We start from the raw sequence: 22,781 nt of genomic DNA, 5'->3' as shown, positions 1-22,781 counted from the left end.
GGCAGACTCGGACGCATGAAAACGATGTCCGGGTCGGATCTGCTGCGCGAGCTGTTGCCCGTCTGCGAAGGAGAGGTCAACCGGCATCTGGCGATGTCGAAGGAGTGGCACCCGCACGACTTCGTGCCATGGGATCTGGGGCGGAACTTTGCCGCACTCGGTGGAATCGACTGGGATCCGAGTCAGTCCCAGTTGGATGAGACAGCCAAGGCCGCGATGTTCACCAACCTGCTGACCGAGGACAACCTGCCGTCCTATCACCGGGTGATCGCGCAGAACTTCACCCTTGACGACGCCTGGGGTTATTGGGTGGGCCGGTGGACCGCGGAAGAGAACAAGCACAGTGTGGTCATGCGTGACTACCTGGTCGTCACCCGTGGTGTCGACCCGGTGGCGCTGGAAGAGGCCCGGATGATCCACATGACCCAGGGTTTCAACCCGATGCCCGCCGATGACGGGAATCGAGACCGGTCCTCGGACATGCTGTTTGCGGTGGCTTACGTCACCTTTCAGGAACTCGCGACGCGCGTGTCGCACCGCAACACCGGTAAGGCGTGTGGCGACCCGATCGCCGACCGGATGCTCGCGCGGGTTGCCGCGGACGAGAACCTGCACATGCTGTTCTATCGCAACATCGTTGCCGGCGCGCTCGACCTGACTCCCGACCAGACCATCAAGGCGATTGCCCTGGTCCTGTCCATGTTCCAGATGCCGGGCGCCTCGATGCCGGGGTTCCGGCGTAACGCCGTGCTGATCGCCAAGGCCGGGATCTACGATCTCCCGCAGCATCTGCACGAGGTTGTCGAACCGGTCCTGCGCAAATGGAACATCTTCGAGCGCACCGATTTCGGTCCCGAAGGTGAACGCACCCGCGACGAGTTGGCCGTATTCCTCGAAGACCTGCAGGGCAAAGTCGATCGATTCGAACGATCGCGTATGCGCATGCTCGCTCGCGATGAACTGGCAGCGTCGTGACGATCGAGGACGTCGGACAACGGAAGGTGCCGTTCGACGCGGTGATCGCGATGGCAGAGGCTGCGCAGTGCGGGAACATCAGCTGGTGGAACCAGATCCGTGCGGATTCCGCGGACAGTACCGAAACCGAATACCTTGCCTCGCGCATGCTGGCCCGGATGATCGCATCGGCCGCACATCGGCAGGGGATACCCTCCGCCGACGTATGGGCCCGGATCCGGGAGACCGGGGAACTGCCTCTCTGACACTGCGTGGTCGGTGTCCACTCAATTCCCGCCGGCGGCCCACAGTACGGTCTACGCATGACCGAATCGACACCCGAGATGGGCCACGACCACTACCTCGTCGGGCTGAATCTTGTTGGCAGGCGGGTGGTGATCATCGGCGGCGGCTCGGTGGTGCAGCGCAGGCTCGGCACACTTGCCGACAGCGGCGCCGACATCCACGTGATCACGCCGGAGGCGACGCCAACGGTGGAGTCGTTTCCCGGCATCACCCTGCACGCCCGTCCTTATGAATCCGGTGACCTCGACGGCGCGTGGTACGCCCTGGCCTGTACCGACGACCCGGACGTCAATGCCGCCGTGGTCGCCGAGGCCGAGCAGCGCCGGATCTTCTGCGTCCGCGCCGACGACGCCCGCCACGGCACCGCCGTCACGCCCGCCTCGCTGCGTCACGACAATCTGACGGTCGGCGTCCTGGCAGCTGGTGATCACCGTCGCTCCGCTGCCGTGCGGACTGCCATCGGTCAGGCGCTCGGTGGCGGAGAGCTCGGCGCGGCCGGGCTCGAAGCAGCCGCTCAGGAACGGCAGCCGGCCGGTGTGGCGCTGGTCGGTGGAGGACCCGGCGACCCGGATCTGATCACCGTGCGGGGACGACGTCTGCTTGCCGCCGCCGACGTTGTTGTCGCCGACCGGCTCGCGCCACCGGCCCTGCTGGCCGAACTGGGACCGCACGTCGAGATCATCGATGCCGCGAAGGTGCCCTACGGCCGGGCGATGAAGCAGGAGGCCATCAACGACGTCCTCATCGAGCGCGCCAAGGCCGGAAAGTTCGTGGTCCGTTTCAAGGGTGGCGATCCGTATGTCTACGGGCGCGGCTTCGAAGAACTCGAGGCGTGCGTTGCCGCGGGCGTCCCGGTCACCGTGGTCCCCGGGATCACCAGTGCCATCGCCGGACCATCGGCGGCAGGCATCCCGGTGACCCACCGGGGCGTGACCCACGAGGTCGTGATCGTTTCCGGGCACATCCCGCCCGATCACCCCGATTCCCTGGTCAACTGGCCGGCACTGGCACAGATGCGGGGCACCATCGTCCTGATGATGGCGGTCGAACGTCTCGACATCTTCGCCGACGCACTGATGAACGGCGGCCGGGAGGCGACAATCCCGGTGGCCATCATCGAAAACGCCACCCTGAGCAGCCAGCGGGTAGTCCGGACGACGCTCGGCGAGGCCGCGGTGGACGCCAAGAACGCACAGGTCCGGCCACCCGCCATCGTGGTGATCGGCCCGGTTGCCGGTTTTGATGTGGCGCTGTGACACGTAGATCCACCGTGCGATCGTTACAACCATGATTGTGAAGCGGGAGTCCGGCACCGGTAGCCTCGATCCCCATGACCTCATCACCAGCTGTGGCCTCTGACGTCGGCCAGACCCGTGTGTGGGGCCCGCAGATCGCCGTGCTGGGCGGAATGCAGCTGCTGGTCGTGCTCGATGGCACGGTCGCGGCGCTGGCGCTCCCCAGGATCCAGAACGCGCTCGGTCTGTCCGACAGCGGCGGTGCGTGGATCATCACCGCGTACGTGCTGGCCTTCGGTGGGCTCATGTTGCTCGGTGGACGCCTCGGCGACACCTTCGGCCGCAAACGTATGTTCGTCGCCGGTGTTGCCGCGTTCACGGTCACCTCATTGCTGTGTGGTCTGGCCTGGGATCCGATCAGCCTGATCATCGGACGCGCCCTGCAAGGTGCGTCGGCGGCGGTGGCCGCACCGACCGCGATGGCGCTGGTGGCGACCACGTTTGCGCCCGGCAAGCCACGTAACCAGGCATTTGCCGTGTATGCGGCGATGACCGGCATCGGATCGGTTGCCGGGTTGATCGCAGGCGGAGTGCTCACCGAGCTCTCATGGCGCCTGGTGTTCCTGATCAATGTGCCCATCGGCCTGCTGGTCGTACTCGGAGCCGTTGTGTGTCTGCGCGAATCGCAGGGCGAGCGGATGTCCCTCGATGTGAAGGGTGCGGTCCTGGCGACGCTGGGCTGCACGCTGGTCGTGCTGGCGGTGAACGAAGGGCCGGGCGGCTGGCTGCGTCCGGTCGTGGTGATCCCTCTGATCGTCGGACTGGCCTCACTCGTCGCGTTCGTATTCGTCGAGCGCCGTGCCGAGAATCCGATCCTGCCGTTCTCATTGTTCGCCAACAGCAGCCGGGTGGCGGCGCTGGTGGCGATCCTGCTGGCCGGCGCCATCATCATGTGCATGGCGGTGTTCATCTCGCTGTACCTGCAGGGAATCCTGAAGTATTCGCCGATCCAGAGCGGTATGGCAGTGGTGCCGTTTGCCTTCGGGCTCGGTACCGCGGCGGCCATCGCCTCCAAACTCGCGCTCCGATACCAGCCACGCTGGCTGGTTCTCTTCGGTGGTCTGGTGGTGGTTGCCGGCTGCGCGTACGCCGCGAGCATCGCGCGCGAGGCCCCGGCGTACTTCCCTCACATCTTTGTGCCGGTCGTGGTGATCGGTGCAGGCGTCGGCATGGCGGTCATCCCGCTCACCCTGTCGGTGGTGGCCGGAGTCGGCCCCAACGAGATCGGCCCGTTGACCGCTCTGGCGCAGGTGGCACAGAACCTCGGTGGCGCGGTCGCGTTGGTTGCGGTCGGCGCGATGGTGACCAGCCGCACCCTCTCCGAAGGTGGGACCACAGGGCCGGTCGACGAGATGGATGCGAGCCAACTCGATGCGTTGGCAAGCGGCTACGGACTTGCGTTCGTCTGCTGCGCGCTGATCGCGGTGGCCGCCGGAATCGTCGTCCTGTTCATGCGCTTCACACCGGAGGACGTGGCCGAGGGGCAGGCGGCCCAAGAGGTCGCCAACACCTCGGTCGATCCCGACGAGTGGTCGGCCTGAGCGCAGGTCGAACGCGCTCAGTCCGTGAGGATGATCAGTTCACGGTCCGAGCCGATCTCGGCACGCTGACCGCCCGCGACGGCAACCGCAGCCAGCGAGTCGACGTCGCGTACCTGCTTGCGTGAGCCGAGCAACGATCGCGTCAGCACACCCTTGTGATGCTTGTTGAAGTGGCTGACCACCGTCCTGGTGCCGTTGGACGACTCGGTCAGCACGGTGACGGTGATGGCGTCGGGGACCGGACCCAGTTGCTGATAGCCACCTGACCGTAGGTCGATGATCAGATCCTCGTCCAGCCCGACGAGTGCATCGGTGAGCGCCGGCTTCCAGTTGGCCGCGAGGGTTCCGAATCCGGGCAGCTTCGATCCGGCCGACAACCGATATGCGGGAATCGGATCGGTGGCGCGTACCACGCCGAACAACGCCGAACCGATCGCCAGCCGATCTGCGGCCTTGGCTTTCGCGGACCGCGTCAGCGACTTGTAATCGAGGGCGTCGAACAGCACGCCCGTGTACCGCTCGATCGCCGGACAGGTCGGACTCGACCACAACTGGGCGTTGCGCTCGATCTCGTCGAGCTGGGATACGCCCAGCCCCAGCGCCTTCTGACTGGCCACCGGGTCACCGGCCGTGGTGACCAGCGCGTCGGCGATCTTGCGGCGCAGCGGCGTCAGGGTGGGCAGCGAGAGGAGGTCGAGGTCGAGGGGAGCGCCACGGCCACCGGTGGCCTTGGTCTCGGAGGGGGGCAGCACGATCAACACAGTGATAGACCGTATCGGTCCACCCCGGCCACCGCCCCGGCCCGGTCGACTCGGCGGACTGGGGCATGGTCCGGTCACAGGATGCAGCCCGATGTGGGCGCAGCGATATGGTGTCTGACGTGATCACACGCATGTCGAACCTTTTCCTGCGCACTCTGCGCGACGATCCTGCCGACGCCGAGGTGCCCAGCCATCGGCTGCTGGTCCGCGCCGGATATGTCCGCCGTGTCGCCCCCGGCGTTTACAGCTGGCTGCCACTGGGACTGAAGGTGCTGCGCCGGGTCGAGGCCGTCGTCCGTGAGGAGATGGACAACATCGGCGGGCAGGAGATCTCGCTGCCTGCGCTGCTGCCGCGCGAGCCCTACGAGACCACCGGACGGTGGACCGAATACGGCGACGCGCTGTTCCGGCTCAAGGACCGCAAGGGTGCCGACATGTTGCTCGGACCCACCCACGAAGAGTTGTTCGCCCAGTTGGTCAAGGGGGAGTACTCGTCCTACAAAGATCTGCCACTGACGATCTATCAGATCCAGACCAAGTACCGCGACGAAGAGCGTCCCCGGGCCGGCATCTTGCGTGGACGCGAGTTCATCATGAAGGACTCCTACTCGTTCGATCTGAGTCTGGACGGTGCCAAGGCGTCCTACGACGCCCACCGCGAGGCCTACCAGGAGATCTTCCGCCGTCTTCAGGTCAAGTACGTGATCGTTGCCGCCACCTCCGGTGCCATGGGCGGTTCGGCATCAGAGGAGTTCCTGGCCGAGAGTGAAGTCGGCGAGGACACCTACGTCCGCAGCCCGGAGTCGGGTTATGCGGCCAACGTGGAGGCCGTCGTCACCCCGGCGCCGCCCGCGCTGCCGATCGAGGGTCTGCCCGCGGCCACCGTGTACGACACAGGCAATACCCCGACCATCGACACGCTTGTCGCCTGGGCGCAGGAGACGTTCCCGGACCGGGGCTTCACCGCGGCGGACACACTCAAGAATGTCGTGGTCAAGCTGCGCAGGCCCGACGGCGAGACCGAACTGCTGGCGATCGGTATCCCAGGTGACCGTGAGGTCGACATGAAGCGACTCGAAGCTGCCGTCGAACCGGCCTCCGTCGAAATGATCGGCGACGCCGACTTCGCCGCCAACGCGTTCCTGGTTCGCGGTTACATCGGTCCGAAAGCATTGCAGGACAACGGTGTGCGTTACGTGGTGGACCCGCGGATCGTCGAGGGTACGGCCTGGATCACCGGTGCAGATGAAAAGGGCAAGCACGTTGTCGACTTGGTCGTCGGCCGGGACTTCGTGCCGGACGGCACCATCGAGGCCGCCGAGGTTCGCGACGGTGATCCGTCGCCGGACGGTCTGGGCACCCTTGTCGCGGCCCGCGGCATCGAGATCGGTCACATCTTCCAGCTCGGCACCAAGTACACCGATGCCTTCGAGGTCGACGTCCTCGGTGAGAACGGCAAGCCGGTCCGATTGATCCAGGGCTCGTACGGTGTGGGCGTCTCGCGGATGGTTGCCGTCATCGCCGAACAGCAACACGACGAGAAAGGCCTGCGCTGGCCGAAGTCTGTGGCGCCGTACGACATCCACCTGGTCATCGCGAACAAGGACGAGCAGGCCTGGGCCGGTGCGCAGAGTCTTGCCGCCGACCTCGACGCCGCCGGTATGTCCGTGCTCCTCGACGACCGCAAGGCCAGCCCCGGTGTGAAGTTCAAGGACGCCGAGCTGCTGGGCATGCCGGTGGTCGTGGTCGTCGGACGCGGCTGGGCCAACGGCACCGTCGAGATCCGCGACCGTTTCACCGGAGAGGCGACCGAGGTCGCCTCCGATTCCGCGGTCGAGGCACTGCTCGCCAATCGCTAGTCGGTTCGCGCGATCGGCCCGGTCATCGACCGGGCCGATCCGCAACTCGGGCTAAGTTGGATCTCCGCCGGGCAACGCGACGGTCGCCGGTGAGATCCGCAGGACCACCCGCCAATTCGCTGCCCGGAGGGCACTGCCGGTCAGTCCTTGAAGGCCGAGCCGGCGACTGCCCAGATCGGACGCCCGCTCGAGCAGGCTGCGATAGGCCACTGCACAGTCCTCTTCGGCGGCCAGCGCGACTGTCAGCGCCGACGCGGGATCGGTGACGGTGATCGGCAGGTTGTAGCCGGCCGCCGCCGGTGGTACCGGGGCGCCGACCGCGGTCAGAGCCGTTTCCAATTCCGTTCGCAGTGCGCGGTGTTCGGCGGTGTATTCGCTGATCGCCTGCTGGCGCGAGGGCGCCGCGTGTGCCGCAACTACGCCGTACGTGAAAATTGCGGCGTTCTCCGCGGTCACGGCAACGGCGAGTGCATCGGTGGTTGGGGTCATGAGAGCTGCACCGCCGCAAGAGTTGTGGTCCCGGCGCTGATCGACCCGAGGAGGCCGGCAACGTAACCGTAGAGTTCGATGGCCAGGTTTCCGGCGGAGTTCGCAGACGCCGTGAGCTGCGTTCGGAGTTCATCGATTGTCGGTGGCGCGGTCACCGCGGGGCTCGGTGTGGCAGAACTCGACGCGGTCGCAGCCCGGCCGGAGTCGAGCCGGGTGATCTCGTCGGTCAGGGCGACCGAATGCGCTGTCCGTTGTTCGGCGATGACGGTGAGTGCCGCCGCCCGGTCCGGGTTGCCCGCAATCGCCGCCGTCGCGGCGGCGGCGTCGGTGTTGGCCGCGGTGACCTGAGGTAGGAGCTGATCGGCCAGTCGTTGCTGCGCGCTCGTCGTGCCGTCCGATCCGCAGGCCGCGACCGCGGAGATCGCCGTCGCGCCCGCGGCGAGCGCCACTGCCGATTGCAGGAAAGTGCGGCGGGAGGACGTGATTCCCCGAATGCCATCTGATGGTGAAACTTCACTGACCGTCACACGGTCAATAGTGCCAGCCCGGGTCGGCGAGGGCAGATCCCGCGCACCGCTCGGCGGTTCGCCGTTCGACTGTGGCCCATTCGTCACCGGATGGCGCAGTCGATGGTCAAGGACAGGCGCTCCGGGGCGTTAAGCTGTTCGGAGTAAAGACCTGACAACTGCACATGGAGGAGACACCGATGTCCGGGGCAATCGACCACGAACGGATCAGTGGACTGATCGAACCGGCAGTCACCGACAAGGGATACGACGTCGAGGAACTGTCGGTGGTGGCGACGGGCCCGGAGAATCTGGTCAAGTTGGTCGTCGACCGCGACGGCGGTGCGTCGCTCGACGAGCTGGCCGAGCTGAGCCGCTCGGTCTCGACGATCCTCGACGGTACGGATGACGAGACCGGCGCCGAGGGTGACGACGCGTTGGCCGCATTGCCGACCTACACCCTCGAGGTCACCTCACCGGGTGTCGACCGCCCGCTGACACAGCCGCGGCACTGGCGCCGCGCAGCCGGACGCAAAGTGGTTGTCGACCTCATCGCCGATCCGCCAGAGCGACTCGCCGGCCGGATCGGGGCTCTCGACGAGGATCAGACCAGCGTGCAACTGGTCACGAAGACAAGCAAGGGTTTCGCCACCACGACCGTGGCATTGGCATCAGTACGCAAAGCGTTTGTACAGGTCGACTTCGGTGAGCCCAGTGCTGCCGAACTCGAGGTGTGCGGCCTTGATCCCGAGCAGATCGAGGCAAGAAGGAAAGGGAACAAATGAATATCGACATTGCAGCGCTTCGCATGATCGAGGCCGAAAAGGGCATCACGATCGATGCCGTCATCGAGACCATCCAGTCGGCATTGCTGACGGCCTACCGGCACACCGACGGGTTTGCACCACACGCGTACATCGACGTCGACCGCAAGTCCGGCAAGGTCCGCGTGATGGCGCAAGAGCGTGACGCCGATGGCAACGTCATCTCCGAATGGGACGACACCCCTGAAGGTTTCGGACGCATCGCGGCCACCACGGCCCGCCAGGTGATCCTGCAACGTCTGCGAGATGCCGAGCACGACAAGAACTTTGGCGAGTTCTCCACCCATGAGGGTGAGATCGTCGGTGGCGTGGTGCAGCAGGACGCCCGCGCCAACGCCCGCGGCATGGTGGTCGTGCGCATCGGCAGCGAGGCCACGGGCCAAGAAGGTGTACTGCCGCCCGCCGAGCAGGTACCCGGTGAAACCTATGTGCACGGCGAGCGGATCAAGTGCTACGTCGTCGGCGTCGCACGCGGATCCCGCGGCCTGCAGATCACACTCTCGCGCACGCACCCCAATCTGGTGCGCAAACTCTTCGCCCTCGAGGTCCCCGAGATCGAGGACGGGTCGGTCGAGATCGTGGCGGTTGCCCGGGAGGCGGGTCATCGGTCGAAGATCGCCGTCCACACCGGGGTTGCCGGACTCAACGCCAAAGGTGCCTGCATCGGACCGATGGGGCAACGCGTCCGCAACGTCATGAGCGAGCTCGCCGGTGAGAAGATCGACATCATCGATTACGACACAGACCCGGCCGTGTTTGTCGGGAATGCACTGTCACCGTCGAAGGTTGTATCGGTCACAGTCGTCGATCCGGTGGCCAAAGCCGCCAGAGTCGTGGTGCCCGACTACCAGTTGTCGCTGGCCATCGGCAAGGAAGGGCAGAACGCCCGCCTGGCTGCCCGGCTCACCGGATGGCGCATCGACATCCGCAGCGACGCCCAGACCGACTCGGATTCCGAGCCATCTGCGGCAGGTGCGAGCTGAGCGGAAACGCGCCGAGACGGGTGTCATTAGCATCTAACTCGCAGTGGACGGTAGACTCGTCGATGGTCCACAGTGATCCTTCGCGCCACCGCGAAAATCTGCCGATGCGTACGTGCGTCGGATGTCGACAGTGTCACCCGGCCGCCGAACTCGTTCGGCTGGTCGTGCGGCGCGACGACAGCGCAAAGGTGGTTGTGTTGGACCATCGCAAGACCATGCCAGGGCGTGGCGCCTGGCTGCATCCGGATCCCGATTGTCTGGGAACCGCGATTCAGCGCAAGGCCTTCGCAAGGGCATTTCGGATCGGCGGGTTGACCGTCGACACCGATCTACTGAGCCGAGAAATCGAATCGGTAGCCAAACAGAGAGGCCGGCATCAGTCGGCCACTAAGGAACAGGTAGCAGAAGACATGAGCACACCGTGAAGTTCTTGCGATGAGCACGTTTCGGACGTAAACCGAGGTCGTAGCGGGCAATGCCGCTCGACCTCCAAGTGAGGAGAGCAGTGGCAGGCAAGGCCCGCGTGCATGAATTGGCCAAGGAACTGGGAGTGACAAGCAAGGAAGTGCTTGCACGTCTCAGCGAGCAGGGCGAGTTCGTAAAATCTGCGTCGTCGACCGTTGAGGCCCCCGTGGCCCGGCGACTTCGCCAGTCCTTCCCAGGACAGGACACCCCCGCCGGTAACGCCGGGGGACAATCAGGATCCGCCGGAGGCAACGCCCCGGCCGGAAAACCATCACCGGCAAAACCGGGCGCAGCGCGTCCGGGACCGGTATCCACAAGCAATGCAGGTGCTCCGGCAGCACCGTCCACCGGTGCCAAGCCCGGTGCACAGCGGCCGACCCCTGCGCCGAAGGCAGCTCCGACCCCGGCCCCGCGCCCCGCTGCGCAGACTCCGGCCCCGTCGAAGCCCGTCTCGAGCGCGCCGGCGCCGAGTGCACCGGCAACACCGGCAACACCGGCCAAGAGCACTCCCGCTCCGGCCGCGCCCGAAGCCCCGGCCGCAGCAGCCCCGGCTGCCGCAGCTCCTTCGCGTCCGGCTCAGGCACCGCGCCCCGGTGGCCCCAAGCCCGGCCCGCGTGCACCGCGTGTCGGCAACAACCCTTATTCGAGTGCAGCACCGGTAGAGCGCCCCGCTGCACGTCCGGCACCGGGTGCCGGTGGACCCCGCCCAGGTGGGGGACAGCGTCCCGGCGCCGGTGGTGCAGCCGCCGGTGGTGGCCGTCCGGCCCCAGGTCAGGGTGGTCCTCGTCCCGCACCGGGACAGGGCGGACCTCGTCCTAGCCCCGGCAGCATGCCTCCTCGCCCCAACCCGGGTGCGATGCCGGCACGTTCGGCACGTCCCAGCGGTCCCGGTGGACCCGGCGGCGCTCGTGGTGGACCCGGCGCAGGCCGCGGTGGACCCGGTGGCGGCGGCGGTCGTCCCGGCGGCGCAGGCGGTGGCGGTGGCTACCGTGGTGGACCCGGTGGTGGCGGCGGTGGAGCTCCGACCGGTGCTCCGACCGGAGGCCCTCCCGGTGGATTCCGGGGTCGTCCCGGTGGCGGTGGCCGTGGTCGCGGCGGTGCAGCCGGCGCGTTCGGTCGCCCCGGCGGTGCCGTTCGTCGTGGCCGCAAGTCGAAGCGGGCAAAACGCGCCGAGTACGAGAGCATGCAGGCTCCCGCAGTCGGCGGCGTCCGGTTGCCACGTGGCAACGGTGAAACCATTCGCCTTGCTCGTGGAGCTTCGCTGTCCGACTTCGCAGACAAGATCAATGCGAACCCGGCAGCACTTGTGCAGGCCTTGTTCAACCTCGGCGAGATGGTCACGGCGACCGAGTCGGTCAACGACGAGACGCTGGAGCTGCTCGGCGGCGAGATGAACTACACCGTCCAGGTCGTCAGCCCGGAAGACGAAGATCGCGAACTGCTCGACTCCTTCGACCTCACCTATGGCGAGGACGCAGGTGGCGAGGAAGATCTCGAGCAGCGTCCGCCGGTGGTGACCGTCATGGGTCACGTCGATCACGGTAAGACCCGACTGCTCGACACGATCCGTAAGGCCAACGTCCGTGAGGGCGAGGCCGGCGGCATCACGCAGCACATCGGTGCCTACCAGGTCCTTACCGAACTGGACGGCAACGAGCGCCTGGTCACCTTCATCGACACCCCCGGTCACGAGGCGTTCACCGCCATGCGTGCCCGTGGTGCGAAGGCCACCGACATCGCGATCCTCGTGGTCGCGGCCGACGACGGTGTCATGCCGCAGACGGTCGAGGCGATCAACCACGCACAGGCGGCCGACGTGCCGATCGTCGTGGCGGTCAACAAGATCGACAAGGAAGGCGCCGATCCGCAGAAGATCCGTGCCCAGCTCACCGAATACGGGCTGGTCGCAGAAGACTTCGGCGGCGAGACGATGTTCGTCGACATCTCGGCCAAGCAGGGCACCAACATCGACGCACTGCTCGAAGCAGTGCTGCTGACCGCGGATGCCTCGCTTGACCTGCGGGCCAACCCGGACATGGACGCGCAGGGTGTTGCCATCGAGGCGCACCTCGACCGCGGTCGTGGCCCGGTGGCCACCGTGCTCATCCAGCGCGGAACGCTCCACGTCGGCGACTCGATCGTTGCCGGTGACGCTTACGGACGCGTTCGTCGAATGGTCGACGAGCACGGCGAAGACGTCACCGCGGCATTGCCGTCGCGTCCCGTCCAGGTCATCGGCTTCACGTCGGTCCCCGGTGCAGGCGACAACCTGCTCGTGGTCGACGAGGACCGGATCGCCCGGCAGATCGCCGACCGCCGCAATGCGCGTAAGCGCAACGCGCTGGCCGCACGTAGCCGCAAGCGGATCAGCCTGGAAGATCTGGATTCGGCACTGAAGGAGCACTCGCAGCTGAACCTGATCCTCAAGGGCGACAACTCGGGAACCGTGGAAGCCCTCGAAGAGGCACTCATGGGTATCGAGATCGACGACGAGGTGCAGTTGCGCGTCATCGACCGCGGTGTCGGTGGCGTCACCGAGACCAACGTCAACCTGGCGTCGGCGTCGAACGCGATCATCATCGGGTTCAATGTCCGGGCCGAGGGCAAGGCGACGGAGCTGGCGAACCGCGAAGGCGTGGACATCCGGTACTACTCGGTGATCTACCAGGCCATCGACGAGATCCAGAGCGCGCTGAAGGGTCTGCTCAAGCCGGTCTACGAAGAGGTCGAGCTGGGCCGGGCGGATATCCGTGCGATCTTCCGGTCGTCCAAGGTCGGCAACATCGCCGGCTGTCTGGTCACCTCGGGCATCATGCGGCGTAACGCCAAGGCGCGTCTGCTGCGTGACAACAAGGTCGTCGCCGAGAACCTCACCATCTCCTCGCTCAAGCGTGAGAAGGAAGATGTCACCGAGGTTCGCGACGGTTACGAATGTGGTCTGACGATTACGTACAACGACATCAAGGTCGACGACGTCATCGAGACCTACGAGTTGCGGGAGAAGGCACGGGACTGATAGTCCCGGCAGGCTGAGATGTTCGTCGGTTCACTGGAAATCGACCTACTGCTCGGCGACATCCACTCACTCAAGCAGAAGCGCTCAGTGGTGCGACCCATCGTCGCATCACTGGCGCGTCTGCGGGTGTCGGTCGCCGAGGTCGACGATCATGACCTTCACCGCCGTGCCCGTATCGGTGTCGCCGTAGTTGCCGGCGACACCCGGCACGTCGGCGAGGTGCTCGACGCCTGCGAGGCCTTGGTCTCGGGTCGCCCCGAGATCGAAGTACTGTCGGTTCGACGCACTGTTCGCGGCAGCGACGATTGAGACTGTTCGCGGCAGCGACGATTGAAAGACCGTCGCGGCGGCGACGCTTGGCGAAGTGGCTGCGACAACGACGATTGCGGATGAGAGACAATGGGTGGTCCGGCCGGCGGCCGGATACACCGGAAACCAGGAGAGTGAGCTGCCATGGCAGACCCAGCACGGGCACAGCGGCTGGCCAAGCGGATCTCGACGATCGTCGCGTCGGCGATCGCGGGTGAGATCAAGGATCCCCGGCTCGCCTATGTGACGGTGACCGACGCCAAGGTCACCGGCGACCTCCACGAGGCAACGATTTTTTACACGGTGATGGGCCCCTCGCTTGATACACCGCCCGACTATTCGTCCGCGGCGGCCGGATTGGCCAAGGCCACCGGTGTCCTGCGGTCCAAAGTCGGTGCGGGAACCGGTGTGCGGTTCACCCCGACGCTGACCTTTGTGCTCGACCGGATCCCGGACACTGCACGGGAGATGGAAGAGCTCCTCGAGCGTGCCCGTCTTCAGGACGAAGAGGTGGCCCGACTTGCGCGGGATGCCGCTCCGGCCGGTGACGCCGATCCGTACCGTGAACCACGCGCCGATGATGACGATGAGGATTCCGGGGACGAAGCCACGGGTTCAGGCGAGCGGTGAGTAGCGCACCGGTTCCGACCGACCCGGTGTTGCGCTCTGTCGCAGCGGTGTTGTCCGCGGCTCCGGAGGTCACGGTTCTCTGCCATACCCGGCCCGACGCCGACACGATCGGCAGTGGTCTGGCGATGGCGGATGCGTTGCGGCAGTTGGGTGCTGTCGTCGAGGTCAGTTTTGCCGGACCGACGGAGCTGCCGACAGCACTGGCCCAACTACCCGGCGCAGATCTGATCATCGACCCCGCGGACATTGTCGGCTATCCCGTGGTGGTCGCAGTCGACTGTGCGAGCATCTACCGCCTCGAAGCGCTTTCGACGGTGGTCGAGGCGGCGACGCATTCGATCGTCGTCGATCACCACGTGTCCAATGCCGGCTTCGGAACGATCAATTACATTGATCCTCAAGCTGATTGCACCGCAGAGCTCGTCTTGTCGATCATCGATGCGCTCGGTGTCGGTGTGGGGCCCGACATGGCGACCTGCATCTACGCCGGCGTTGTCACGGACACCGGTTCCTTCAAGTGGGGCCGGCCGAAGTCGCACCTGATCGCTGCGCGAATGCTCGAGGTCGGTGTAGACGGTCGGCGATGGACCAGGACTCTGCTCGACACCCACAGATTTGGCTGGCTCGCCATGGTCGCCGCCGCACTCGAATCCGCGGTACTGGTGAAGTCGGCCTTTGACGGACTCGGACTGGTGTACGCCGTGGTCGACCATGCTTCCGCTGCCGAATTGGGCTGGGAAGAAAGCGAAAGCGTGGTCGACATCGTCCGGACCACCGCTGAAGCGGAAGTCGCAGTGGTGTTCAAAGAATCTTCCCCCGGTCAGTGGACTGTGTCGATGAGGGCGAAGTCGAAGGTTGATCTGGTGCCGATCGCACTGACGCATGGTGGCGGTGGTCATCAGCTCGCGGCCGGTTTCGGAGCCTCCGGGACCGCTGCCGAGGTGGTCGAGCAGTTCCTCGCCTCCGTGTGAGTACGGAATCCGGAGCGTCCGGGGTCGCTGAATTCGCACCAGAAGTCAATCCGACCAATAGGCGGATCCTGCGACTGTCGATGTCGGCCCTGGTGGTCTTGATCGCCGAACCGCTGTATCTGATGCTCGACCTGGCTGTGGTCGGCCGGCTCGGTGGGACCGATCTGGCCGCACTGGGTGTCGGGGTTCTGGTGCTGGGGGTGGTCAGTACCCAGCTGACGTTCTTGTCGTATGGGACAACTGCGCGCGCCGCACAGAAGTTTGGTGCGGGTGATCGAGCCGGCGCCGTGTTCGAAGGAATGCAGGCGTCCTGGATCGCGCTCGGGGTGGGAACCGCCATTGTTGCGGTGGTCCAGCTCGGTGCGCCATGGATTCTGGACGCGTTGACCGGTGGCGGGTCGGTGGCTCAGGAGGCGACTGCGTGGCTTCGGATCGCGGTGTGCGGGGTGCCACTGATCCTGTTGTCGATGGCAGGAAACGGGTGGATGCGAGGTGTGCAGGAGACCCGTCGTCCGATTGTGTATGTGGTTGTCGGGCTCGGTATTTCAGCTGTTCTGTGTCCACTGCTGGTACACGGACTGCTGGGTGCACCCGAGATGGGCCTGGAGGGCAGCGCGGTCGCGAACGTGATCGGGCAGGGCGTGGCCGGGGTGTTGTTCGCGGTACGTGTGCTCGCCGAATGTACGCGAGAACACGTGCCGAGTCGTCGGCCCCGGTGGTCGGTCATTATTTCGCAATTGGCATTGGGGCGTGACCTGATTCTGCGGAGTCTGTCATTCCAGATCTGCTTTCTGTCGGCTGCCGCGGTGGCCAGTCGCTTCGGGGTTGCGGCGGTGGCCTCGCATCAGTTGGTGCTGCAGCTGTGGAACTTTGTCGCGCTGTTGCTCGATTCGTTTGCGATCGCGGCCCAGGCGCTGGTCGGTGCGGCGCTTGGTGCCGGTGCGGTTCCGGCCGCCTGGCGGGTCACCCGCCGCGTGACCCAGTGGTCGGTCGGGGTGTCGATCGTGCTGGCCGCGCTGTTTGCGCTGGGGAGTTCGCTGGTGCCGAAGATCTTCACCTCCGATCCCGATGTGCTCGATGCGGTCAGCACACCCTGGTGGTTCTTCGTCGCGATGTTGCCGGTTGCCGGCGTGGTGTTCGCTCTTGACGGCGTACTCCTTGGCAGCGCGGATGCGGCATTCCTGCGAAATGCGACATTGGCCTGTGCACTGTTCGGGTTCTTTCCGTTGATCTGGTTGTCGCTGATCTTCGACTGGGGTCTGGCCGGAATCTGGTCGGGATTGGTTGTGTTCATGGCACTTCGACTGATCACGGGCGTGTGGCGGGTCCGTGGTGGCCGGTGGACTGCGGTGGCGAACGGGCATTCACCGCAAAGTTAACCTCCAACCTGGGTATTTGCGGCCTAGTATTTATCCGTGGCTCGCACATGGCCGTTGATAGAACGCGAGCGGGAGTTCAAGACGATCCAATCGGCTCTCGCGTCCGAGGCACCAGACCTCGGTGTTGTCCTCACGGGTGAACCCGGCGTGGGCAAGACCACTCTGGCGCGCTACGCCACCGGCACGATGTCGGGGCAGGTGCGCTGGGTGGCCGGAACCGAATCGGCTCGGAGCATCCCGTTGGGTGCGTTTGCCCATCTCGTCGGGCCTGCGACGTCGACCGATCCGGTCACATTCATGTCCGCGGCGCGTGCAGCCCTGCTGGCCGGGGGCGACACGGTGATCGGTGTCGACGACGCGCACCTGCTCGATGAGCTGTCCGCGACGTTGCTGCATCAGCTCGCCATCGACCGGGCGGTCCGGATCATCGCGACCGTGCGCAGCGGTGAAGTGGTTCCCGATGCGGTGACCTCACTCTGGAAAGACCGGCACCTGGTGCGTCTGGTGCTCTCACCGTTTTCCAAGGAGCAGAGTGTCGAGCTGATCGAATCGGTCCTCGGCGGCCACCTCGAGGGTCTGAGCGCCGACGTGATCTGGGACGCCTCCGGCGGTAACGCCCTGTTTTTGCACCACCTGGTGGAAGGTGCGTTGGACTCCGGTGCGTTGCGCCAGGTTCGGGGTGTGTGGCAGTTGCGAGGGCGGGCGGCGGTCACATCCGAGCTGGCATCGTTGCTCGAGAGCCGGATCGATCAGCTCGACGACTCGTCGCTGCAGGTGCTCAAGCTTCTGACGTTCTGCGAGCCGTTGGACATGGACGTCCTGAGTGAACTGGTCGGCGACGCCGCGGTCGACGACGCCGAGGCCCGAGGACTGATCCGGGTCGCGCGCGAGGGTTCGCGGTTCAACGTCCACTACACACATCCGCTGTTCGGTGATGTGATCCGTCGCCGGCTCGGTATCGCGTCGTCACGCCGGCTGCGCGGTCAATTGGTGAAAGCACTGGCCGGCCGGGAGGTCGGCGGCCCGGCGGAGCGGATCCGGTTGGCGGAGCTCTCGCTCGACAGTGATGAGAAGGTGGACGCCGAGTTGCTCTGCCGAGCGGCCAACGATGCGATCATGTTGGCGAATGTGCCGTTGGGTGAACGTTTTGCGAACGCGGCGCTCGATGCCGGCGGCGGGCTCACCGCAGCGAATCTGCTTGCCCGGGCGCTGCTTTGGCAGGGGCGGACCGAAGCCGCGGAGAAGACTCTCACCGCGTTCGACCCGGACGAGATGGATCCGGTGCAGCTGGTGCAGTGGGGGTTGACCCGGATCAGCAATCTGCTGTGGTCGATGGGCGAGAGCCGTCGAGCTGATGAGGTGCTCGCGCTGGTGTCCGAGCGGATCGACGATCCTGCGCTGGAGCAGGTGGTCGACGGAATCGCGTCGGCCTGCGCACTGTTCGAAGGGCGCCTGGACGAGGCCCTGGAGCGGTCGCAGCGTGTACTCGGGGCGCCGCAGACATCTCCCTGGGCGCTCGAATGGGCCTGCTTTGGTGGTGGATGGGCGCGGGCACTGAGTGGACATGGCTCCGAGGTCGCCGAAATCTCCGCCCGCGGCCGGGAGGTGGAACTGAAGATCGATGGCCTGCTGAAGTTCATGGCCGGATACGGCGGCGTCATGGGCTTGGTCTACACCGGGCGATTCGACGAGGCCGAGAAAGAGGCAGGTCGCAATCTGCAGTTCACTGCGGCGGGGCAGTTCCTGGGCTGGGCGATAGCCAACATCGTGATGGGTCTGGTGGATCTGGCCCGAGGTCGCCTGGAGTCGGCCGCCGGCCGCTTCGAACAGTCTCTGGCCGCCCTTGAGACCACCTCGGCTGCGGCCTGGACCTTTCCAGCCAGAATTATGGTGTCCCAATGCTATTCGGCGCTGGGTCGTGACGCCGATGCGCTTCGCGTCCTGACCGACGCCCAGCAGCGCAGTGGTCGCTACGTGAGCGTGTTCGGCCCGCAGGTCCAGCTCACCGCGGCGTGGCTCGCCGCGGCACAGGGGGTGACCGGCGAAGCGATTTCGGAGGCCCGCGCGGCGGCCGAGCAGGCAGCCGATGCCGGGCAGTTCAGCATCGAGGCCGAGGCCCTGCATGCCGCGGCCCGGTTCGGCGACGAGACCGCGGCACCGCGGCTGACCGAACTGGCAGGTCAGATCGACGGTGTACTCGTCGGTGCGTACGCACGTCATGCTGCTGCGGTGGCCGCAGGCGATGGTGCGGCACTGGACGCCAGCGTCGACGAGTTCGCGCAGATCGGTGCGCTCGTATCCGCCGCAGACGCAGCTGCGCAGGCCGCAACCGTCCACGACACCGCAGGCGAACGGGCAGCGATGGCGGCGTCGGCGTCCACTGCGGCCCGGCTCTCCGCAGAATGTGGTGGGCTGCGCACACCGGCGATGATTGCGGCCGCCCATCCGTTGCCGCTGACCGCCCGCGAACGCGAGATCGCCACGCTGGTCGCGGCAGGTTTGTCGAACAAGGCGATCGCCGAGCGGTTGACGGTGTCTGTGCGCACCGTCGAAGGACACATCTACCGGGCATGCACCAAACTCGATCTCTCTGACCGCGCGGACTTGGCGACGTTGTTGAAAAACGAGAACTGACAACTGCTTCGGGGGAGGGCATAGACGTGAAGAACCTGGTCGTGTGCTGTGACGGCACATGGAAGAACGCCGATGACAAGGACGTCTCGAACATCGAGAAGATCGCCAGGGCGATAGAAACCACACCGAAAGACCATCCCGTCCAGATCGTCTACTACGCCGCCGGAGTCGGTACCGGTGCCACGCGATTCGAGAAGCTCGTCGGTGGTGCATTCGGGCTGGGACTCGACGCGGCGATCGTCGGGGCCTACCGGTTCCTGTCATTGAATTACGAAAAGGAAGACCAGATCTATGTGTTCGGATTCAGTCGCGGCGCATACACGGCGCGGAGTCTGGTGGGGATGATCGATGCGATCGGTCTGCTCAAACCCGATGGACTGGCGGAGAACAAACTGTCGAAAGTGATGCCGCTCTATCGGGGACGACCGGCCGAGGGTGAGAAGCCCACCCCCGAATGGTCTGAGGATGTAGCCGATTTCCAGACCGACTGCTACGACCAGAATGACGTCATCGTTCGATTCCTCGGCGTGTTCGACACCGTCGGAACCCTGGGTGTTCCGGGTGTGACACGCCGGAACTACCGCTTTCACAACGTGTCGCTGACACCCCAGGTCGCGACCGCCAGGCACGCCTTGGCAATTCACGAGCGCCGGCGGGCTTTCGCGCCGGCCCTGTGGACGGAGAACAAGAAAAAGAAGGCGACCCCCGACGTCAAACAGATCTGGTTCGACGGTGTGCACAGCGATGTCGGCGGGGGCTACGAGCAGTGCGAGCTGGCGAACAGATCGCTCAAGTGGATGGTCGCCGAGGCACGCGCAGCAGGTCTGGTGTTCGCGGACAATCGGCTCGTCACCGAGCCGCAGGATGTGATGCTGCACAAGACTCTGAAAGTTCCCTACCGGGTACTGAACGCACTGGGTGCGATGGTCGATTCGCTGACGCCTGCGAAACGGTTCGGATCACGATTCCAGCGCGGATGGCGGATACTCGAACGCAGCGCCGGGACGTATCAGGACGCCGACGTCGCCGTCGATCTGGCTGACGATGTGTATCGGCGGTGGGTTGTCGAGAACGGTGGCTCGCTGCCGGTCGCCGGTGTCAAGTGGTGGATCGACGGCGTCGGTGACGACCGGTATCAAACCGTCGCAGCACAGCTGACGACGCGGGCCGCCGAAGAGCCCGGACACACCACCGTGGTGTAGTCGGCTACCCTCGCGTGTTGGGGCAAACCGCCCCCGGCAGGCGCGCGAAGGGATATTCATGGCGACATTGTGGGCGATCAGTGACCTACATGTCGCACATCGCGGCAACGAATCGGTGATCGACAGGATCCAGCCGCAAGGTGAAGGTGACTGGCTCATCGTCGCCGGTGATGTGAGTGAGCGCACCGATGACCTCTCTGACACGCTGCGTCGCCTGAAGGCGAGGTTCGAGACCGTGATCTGGGTTCCGGGCAACCATGAGCTGTACACCACAGCCAAAGACCCGATGCAGATCTTCGGGGTGGCGCGATACGACTACCTCGTCCAGATGTGCCGCGACCTCGGCGTCGTGACGCCCGAAGACATCTACCCGCTGTTCGATGCCGGTGACGGGTCGACCCCGGTCCGCGTGGTCCCGATGTTCCTGTTGTACGACTACACCTTTCGGCCGGCAGGAACCACGAACAAGCTCCAGGCGCTGGCTGTGGCCCGCGAGAACAACGTGGTGGCCACCGATGAGTTCCTGCTCTCGCCCGAGCCCTACCCGACCCGTGACGCATGGGGACGCGCCCGGATCGAGCAGACCCGAAAGCGGTTGGATCAACTCGATCGGACCGAGCCCAAGGTACTCATCAACCACTGGCCGTTGCGGCGCGAACCGACCGACGCGCTCATGTACCCCGAGTTCGCGTTGTGGTGTGGCAGTGAGCTGACCGACGACTGGCACACGCGGTACAACGCGTCGTGCTGCGTGTACGGACACCTGCACATCCCACGGACCACCTGGTACGACGACGTCCGCTTCGAAGAGGTCTCGGTCGGCTACCCCCGCGAATGGAACCGTCGTGGTCTGCCCGAACCCTTGCTCCGCAAGATTGCACCCGACGAGGGTCTGCGGCCCGAGCACCTGCCCGAACACGGTGCCCGGTTCGAATTGCCACCCGACTATCGGGAGCGGGCTGCGGAGTTCGCCGAACAATTGACGCGCAAGCGTGAGGACATCAAGGCGCGCAGAGCGCAGCGTGACGAGAATCGAGGCGGGACACCATGATCGAAAAGCTGTTGCCCTCCGGGGTTGCGGTGGCCGAATCGTTTGGTGAGATGCCCGATCTTGCACCCTTGGCCGCCGAGGCCGGGTTGATTGCGCGGGCTGTCGAAAAGCGTCGCAAGGAATTCGTCACCACGAGAAACTGTGCACGAGAAGCTCTGGGCCAGTTGGGTATCGAGCCGGTGCCGATCATGCGCGGTGAGAAGGGTGAGCCACTGTGGCCGCGTCAGGTCGTCGGCAGCCTGACCCACTGTGACGGCTATCGCGCCGCCATCGCGGGATATGCGATGCAGGTGCGGTCGCTGGGTATGGATGCCGAACCGCACGCACCGCTGCCCGAAGGGGTGCTCGACGCGGTGAGTCTGGAACCCGAACGGGAGGTCTTGGCGGCACGGGATGATTCAGTCCACTGGGATCGACTCCTGTTCTGCGCCAAGGAGGCAACGTACAAGGCCTGGTTTCCGCTGACCAAACGATGGCTCGGTTTCGAGGACGCACACATCACTTTTCAACAGACAGAAACGGGGACCATGGGCACGTTTCGCAGCGATCTGCTCGTCGACGGTGCCACGATCGACGGAGGTGAGCCGCTTCTCGGGTTCGACGGCCGGTGGCTTGTCGAGGGCGGACTGATCATCGCGGTGATCTCGCTGTGAGCACCTTGAGTTCGGGTCTCGACGGTGCCGGACTGCTGATCGTCGACAAAGCCCAGGGGCTGACCAGCCACGACGTGGTCTCCAAGTGCCGAAAATTGCTCAAGACCAGGAAGGTCGGCCACGCAGGCACACTTGATCCGATGGCCACCGGCGTGCTGGTGATCGGGGTCGAGCGGGCCACCAAGATGCTGGGTCTGCTGTCCCTGACCACCAAGGCGTACACGGCGACCATCCGCCTCGGGGCGGCAACGGACACCGATGATGCCGAGGGGCAGGTCATTTCGTCGACCGACGCCGGGCACATCGACGTCGGCCAGATCGTCGAACAGGTCGAGGCCCTGACCGGGGACATCAGCCAGATCCCGGCGCGGGTCAGCGCCATCAAGGTCGACGGCCGTCGGGCGCATGCACTGGCCCGCGACGGTGCCGAGTTCGAATTGAAGGCCAGGCCGGTCACCGTGTCCCGTTTCGAGGTCGGTCAGGTCCGCCCGGTGCCGCCCGGCGACAACGATCCCGATGGGGTCACCTACACCGATGTCGATGTCGAGGTCGAATGCTCGGCCGGCACGTACATCCGGTCACTGGCCCGCGATCTCGGAAGCGCACTGGGCGTCGGGGGACACCTGACGGCCCTGCGCCGCACCAGGGTTGGGCCTTTCGGGCTGGATGTCGCCCGCACGCTCGAAGAACTCGCCGATGACCCGGGTGTCTCGCTCGACATCGACGCGGCCGCACAGTTCGCCTTCCCGCATAGGAACATCACCGCCGAAGAGGCCGAATCGATCAGCCAGGGCCGTTGGTTGGAGCCCCTCGGTCTGGAGGGCACCTACGCCGCCATCGACCCGGACGGTCACACGATCGCATTGCTACAGGAGAAGGGCCGTCGCGCCAGTTCGGTCATGGTGGTGCGGCCCGCGACCCTGCGCGGGCATTGAGCGCCGGGCGACGCCCGA

The 22,781-nt window shown here is 65.6% G+C and carries 21 protein-coding genes; 18 read left to right on the top strand and 3 right to left on the bottom strand.

The genetic code is table 11. The features are described 5' to 3' along the window. Positions 1-15 precede the first annotated feature (15 nt). The 4 genes from AC1D75_RS18335 to AC1D75_RS18320 all read left to right on the top strand — a co-directional run bounded on the left by AC1D75_RS18335 (position 16) and on the right by AC1D75_RS18320 (position 4,096). Positions 16-975 carry an acyl-ACP desaturase gene (locus AC1D75_RS18335; RefSeq protein WP_495516728.1) on the top strand — a complete coding sequence of 320 codons (960 nt, stop codon included), beginning with the start codon at positions 16-18 and terminating at the stop codon, positions 973-975. Further along, positions 972-1,220, top strand: a complete 249-nt coding sequence (locus tag AC1D75_RS18330; protein ID WP_495516727.1) for a hypothetical protein — start codon at positions 972-974, stop codon at positions 1,218-1,220. The genes AC1D75_RS18335 and AC1D75_RS18330 overlap by 4 nt, the downstream gene beginning before the upstream one ends. A 57-nt stretch (positions 1,221-1,277) precedes the next feature. Then, complete coding sequence (gene cobA / locus AC1D75_RS18325; protein WP_495516726.1) at positions 1,278-2,516, top strand: uroporphyrinogen-III C-methyltransferase; 1,239 nt, start codon at positions 1,278-1,280, stop codon at positions 2,514-2,516. Positions 2,517-2,590: 74 nt separating this feature from the next. After that, positions 2,591-4,096 carry an MFS transporter gene (locus tag AC1D75_RS18320; RefSeq protein WP_495516725.1) on the top strand — a complete coding sequence of 502 codons (1,506 nt, stop codon included), beginning with the start codon at positions 2,591-2,593 and terminating at the stop codon, positions 4,094-4,096. A 17-nt stretch (positions 4,097-4,113) separates the two neighbouring features. On the opposite strand, the gene yaaA is transcribed toward AC1D75_RS18320, so the two are convergent. After that, on the bottom strand, positions 4,114-4,857 hold the full coding sequence (gene yaaA / locus AC1D75_RS18315) for a peroxide stress protein YaaA (protein WP_495516724.1): 744 nt from the start codon (positions 4,855-4,857) through the stop codon (positions 4,114-4,116). A 119-nt stretch (positions 4,858-4,976) separates the two neighbouring features. Between yaaA and AC1D75_RS18310 the strand changes: the two genes are divergently transcribed. Beyond that, positions 4,977-6,716, top strand: coding sequence for a proline--tRNA ligase (locus AC1D75_RS18310; protein ID WP_495516723.1), 1,740 nt, complete (start codon positions 4,977-4,979; stop codon positions 6,714-6,716). Positions 6,717-6,767: 51 nt separating this feature from the next. On the opposite strand, the gene AC1D75_RS18305 is transcribed toward AC1D75_RS18310, so the two are convergent. Both AC1D75_RS18305 and AC1D75_RS18300 read right to left on the bottom strand, forming a co-directional pair. Next, on the bottom strand, positions 6,768-7,205 hold the full coding sequence (locus AC1D75_RS18305; RefSeq protein WP_495516722.1) for a ferritin-like domain-containing protein: 438 nt from the start codon (positions 7,203-7,205) through the stop codon (positions 6,768-6,770). Beyond that, the gene (locus tag AC1D75_RS18300) at positions 7,202-7,732 is read right to left on the bottom strand and encodes a hypothetical protein (protein WP_495516721.1); all 531 of its coding nucleotides are present in this window, start codon (positions 7,730-7,732) and stop codon (positions 7,202-7,204) included. The genes AC1D75_RS18305 and AC1D75_RS18300 overlap by 4 nt, the downstream gene beginning before the upstream one ends. A 179-nt stretch (positions 7,733-7,911) precedes the next feature. Here AC1D75_RS18300 and rimP point away from each other — a divergent pair, with 179 nt between their 5' ends. The 13 genes from rimP (at position 7,912) to truB (ending at position 22,763) form a co-directional block, all read left to right on the top strand. Further along, complete coding sequence (gene rimP / locus AC1D75_RS18295) at positions 7,912-8,496, top strand: ribosome maturation factor RimP (protein ID WP_495516720.1); 585 nt, start codon at positions 7,912-7,914, stop codon at positions 8,494-8,496. After that, positions 8,493-9,518 carry a transcription termination factor NusA gene (gene nusA, locus AC1D75_RS18290; protein WP_482139122.1) on the top strand — a complete coding sequence of 342 codons (1,026 nt, stop codon included), beginning with the start codon at positions 8,493-8,495 and terminating at the stop codon, positions 9,516-9,518. The genes rimP and nusA overlap by 4 nt, the downstream gene beginning before the upstream one ends. Next, positions 9,446-9,943 (top strand): YlxR family protein, encoded by a 498-nt coding sequence (locus tag AC1D75_RS18285; RefSeq protein WP_495516719.1) that lies wholly within the window; start codon positions 9,446-9,448, stop codon positions 9,941-9,943. Before nusA ends, AC1D75_RS18285 begins: the two co-directional genes overlap by 73 nt. Before the next feature lie 80 nt (positions 9,944-10,023). Continuing rightward, positions 10,024-12,999 carry a translation initiation factor IF-2 gene (infB, locus tag AC1D75_RS18280; RefSeq protein ID WP_495516718.1) on the top strand — a complete coding sequence of 992 codons (2,976 nt, stop codon included), beginning with the start codon at positions 10,024-10,026 and terminating at the stop codon, positions 12,997-12,999. Positions 13,000-13,017: 18 nt separating this feature from the next. After that, the gene (locus AC1D75_RS18275; RefSeq protein ID WP_495516717.1) at positions 13,018-13,308 is read left to right on the top strand and encodes a DUF503 domain-containing protein; all 291 of its coding nucleotides are present in this window, start codon (positions 13,018-13,020) and stop codon (positions 13,306-13,308) included. 144 nt (positions 13,309-13,452) lie between these two features. Continuing rightward, a complete protein-coding gene (gene rbfA / locus AC1D75_RS18270; RefSeq protein ID WP_495516716.1) occupies positions 13,453-13,938 on the top strand; it encodes a 30S ribosome-binding factor RbfA in 486 nt (161 codons plus the stop codon). After that, positions 13,935-14,909: a DHH family phosphoesterase gene (locus AC1D75_RS18265; protein ID WP_495516715.1), complete on the top strand. Its 975-nt coding sequence runs from the start codon at positions 13,935-13,937 to the stop codon at positions 14,907-14,909. Before rbfA ends, AC1D75_RS18265 begins: the two co-directional genes overlap by 4 nt. Further along, entirely contained in the window at positions 14,906-16,288 is a 1,383-nt protein-coding gene (locus AC1D75_RS18260; protein WP_495516714.1) for an MATE family efflux transporter, read from the top strand. The genes AC1D75_RS18265 and AC1D75_RS18260 overlap by 4 nt, the downstream gene beginning before the upstream one ends. Before the next feature lie 36 nt (positions 16,289-16,324). Next, entirely contained in the window at positions 16,325-18,922 is a 2,598-nt protein-coding gene (locus AC1D75_RS18255; RefSeq protein WP_495516713.1) for a LuxR C-terminal-related transcriptional regulator, read from the top strand. A 26-nt stretch (positions 18,923-18,948) separates the two neighbouring features. Beyond that, entirely contained in the window at positions 18,949-20,124 is a 1,176-nt protein-coding gene (locus AC1D75_RS18250; protein ID WP_495516712.1) for a T6SS phospholipase effector Tle1-like catalytic domain-containing protein, read from the top strand. Between the two features lie 58 nt (positions 20,125-20,182). Beyond that, on the top strand, positions 20,183-21,175 hold the full coding sequence (locus tag AC1D75_RS18245) for a metallophosphoesterase family protein (protein WP_495516711.1): 993 nt from the start codon (positions 20,183-20,185) through the stop codon (positions 21,173-21,175). Next, positions 21,172-21,828: a 4'-phosphopantetheinyl transferase family protein gene (locus tag AC1D75_RS18240; RefSeq protein ID WP_495516710.1), complete on the top strand. Its 657-nt coding sequence runs from the start codon at positions 21,172-21,174 to the stop codon at positions 21,826-21,828. The genes AC1D75_RS18245 and AC1D75_RS18240 overlap by 4 nt, the downstream gene beginning before the upstream one ends. Further along, positions 21,825-22,763, top strand: coding sequence for a tRNA pseudouridine(55) synthase TruB (gene truB / locus AC1D75_RS18235; RefSeq protein WP_495516709.1), 939 nt, complete (start codon positions 21,825-21,827; stop codon positions 22,761-22,763). Before AC1D75_RS18240 ends, truB begins: the two co-directional genes overlap by 4 nt. The last annotated feature ends 18 nt before the right edge of the window (positions 22,764-22,781 follow it).

The organism is Williamsia sp. Y712 (genome assembly GCF_059445525.1).
The sequence above is the reverse complement of the archived record's forward strand: the minus strand, read 5'-3'. Positions and strand labels throughout refer to the sequence as shown.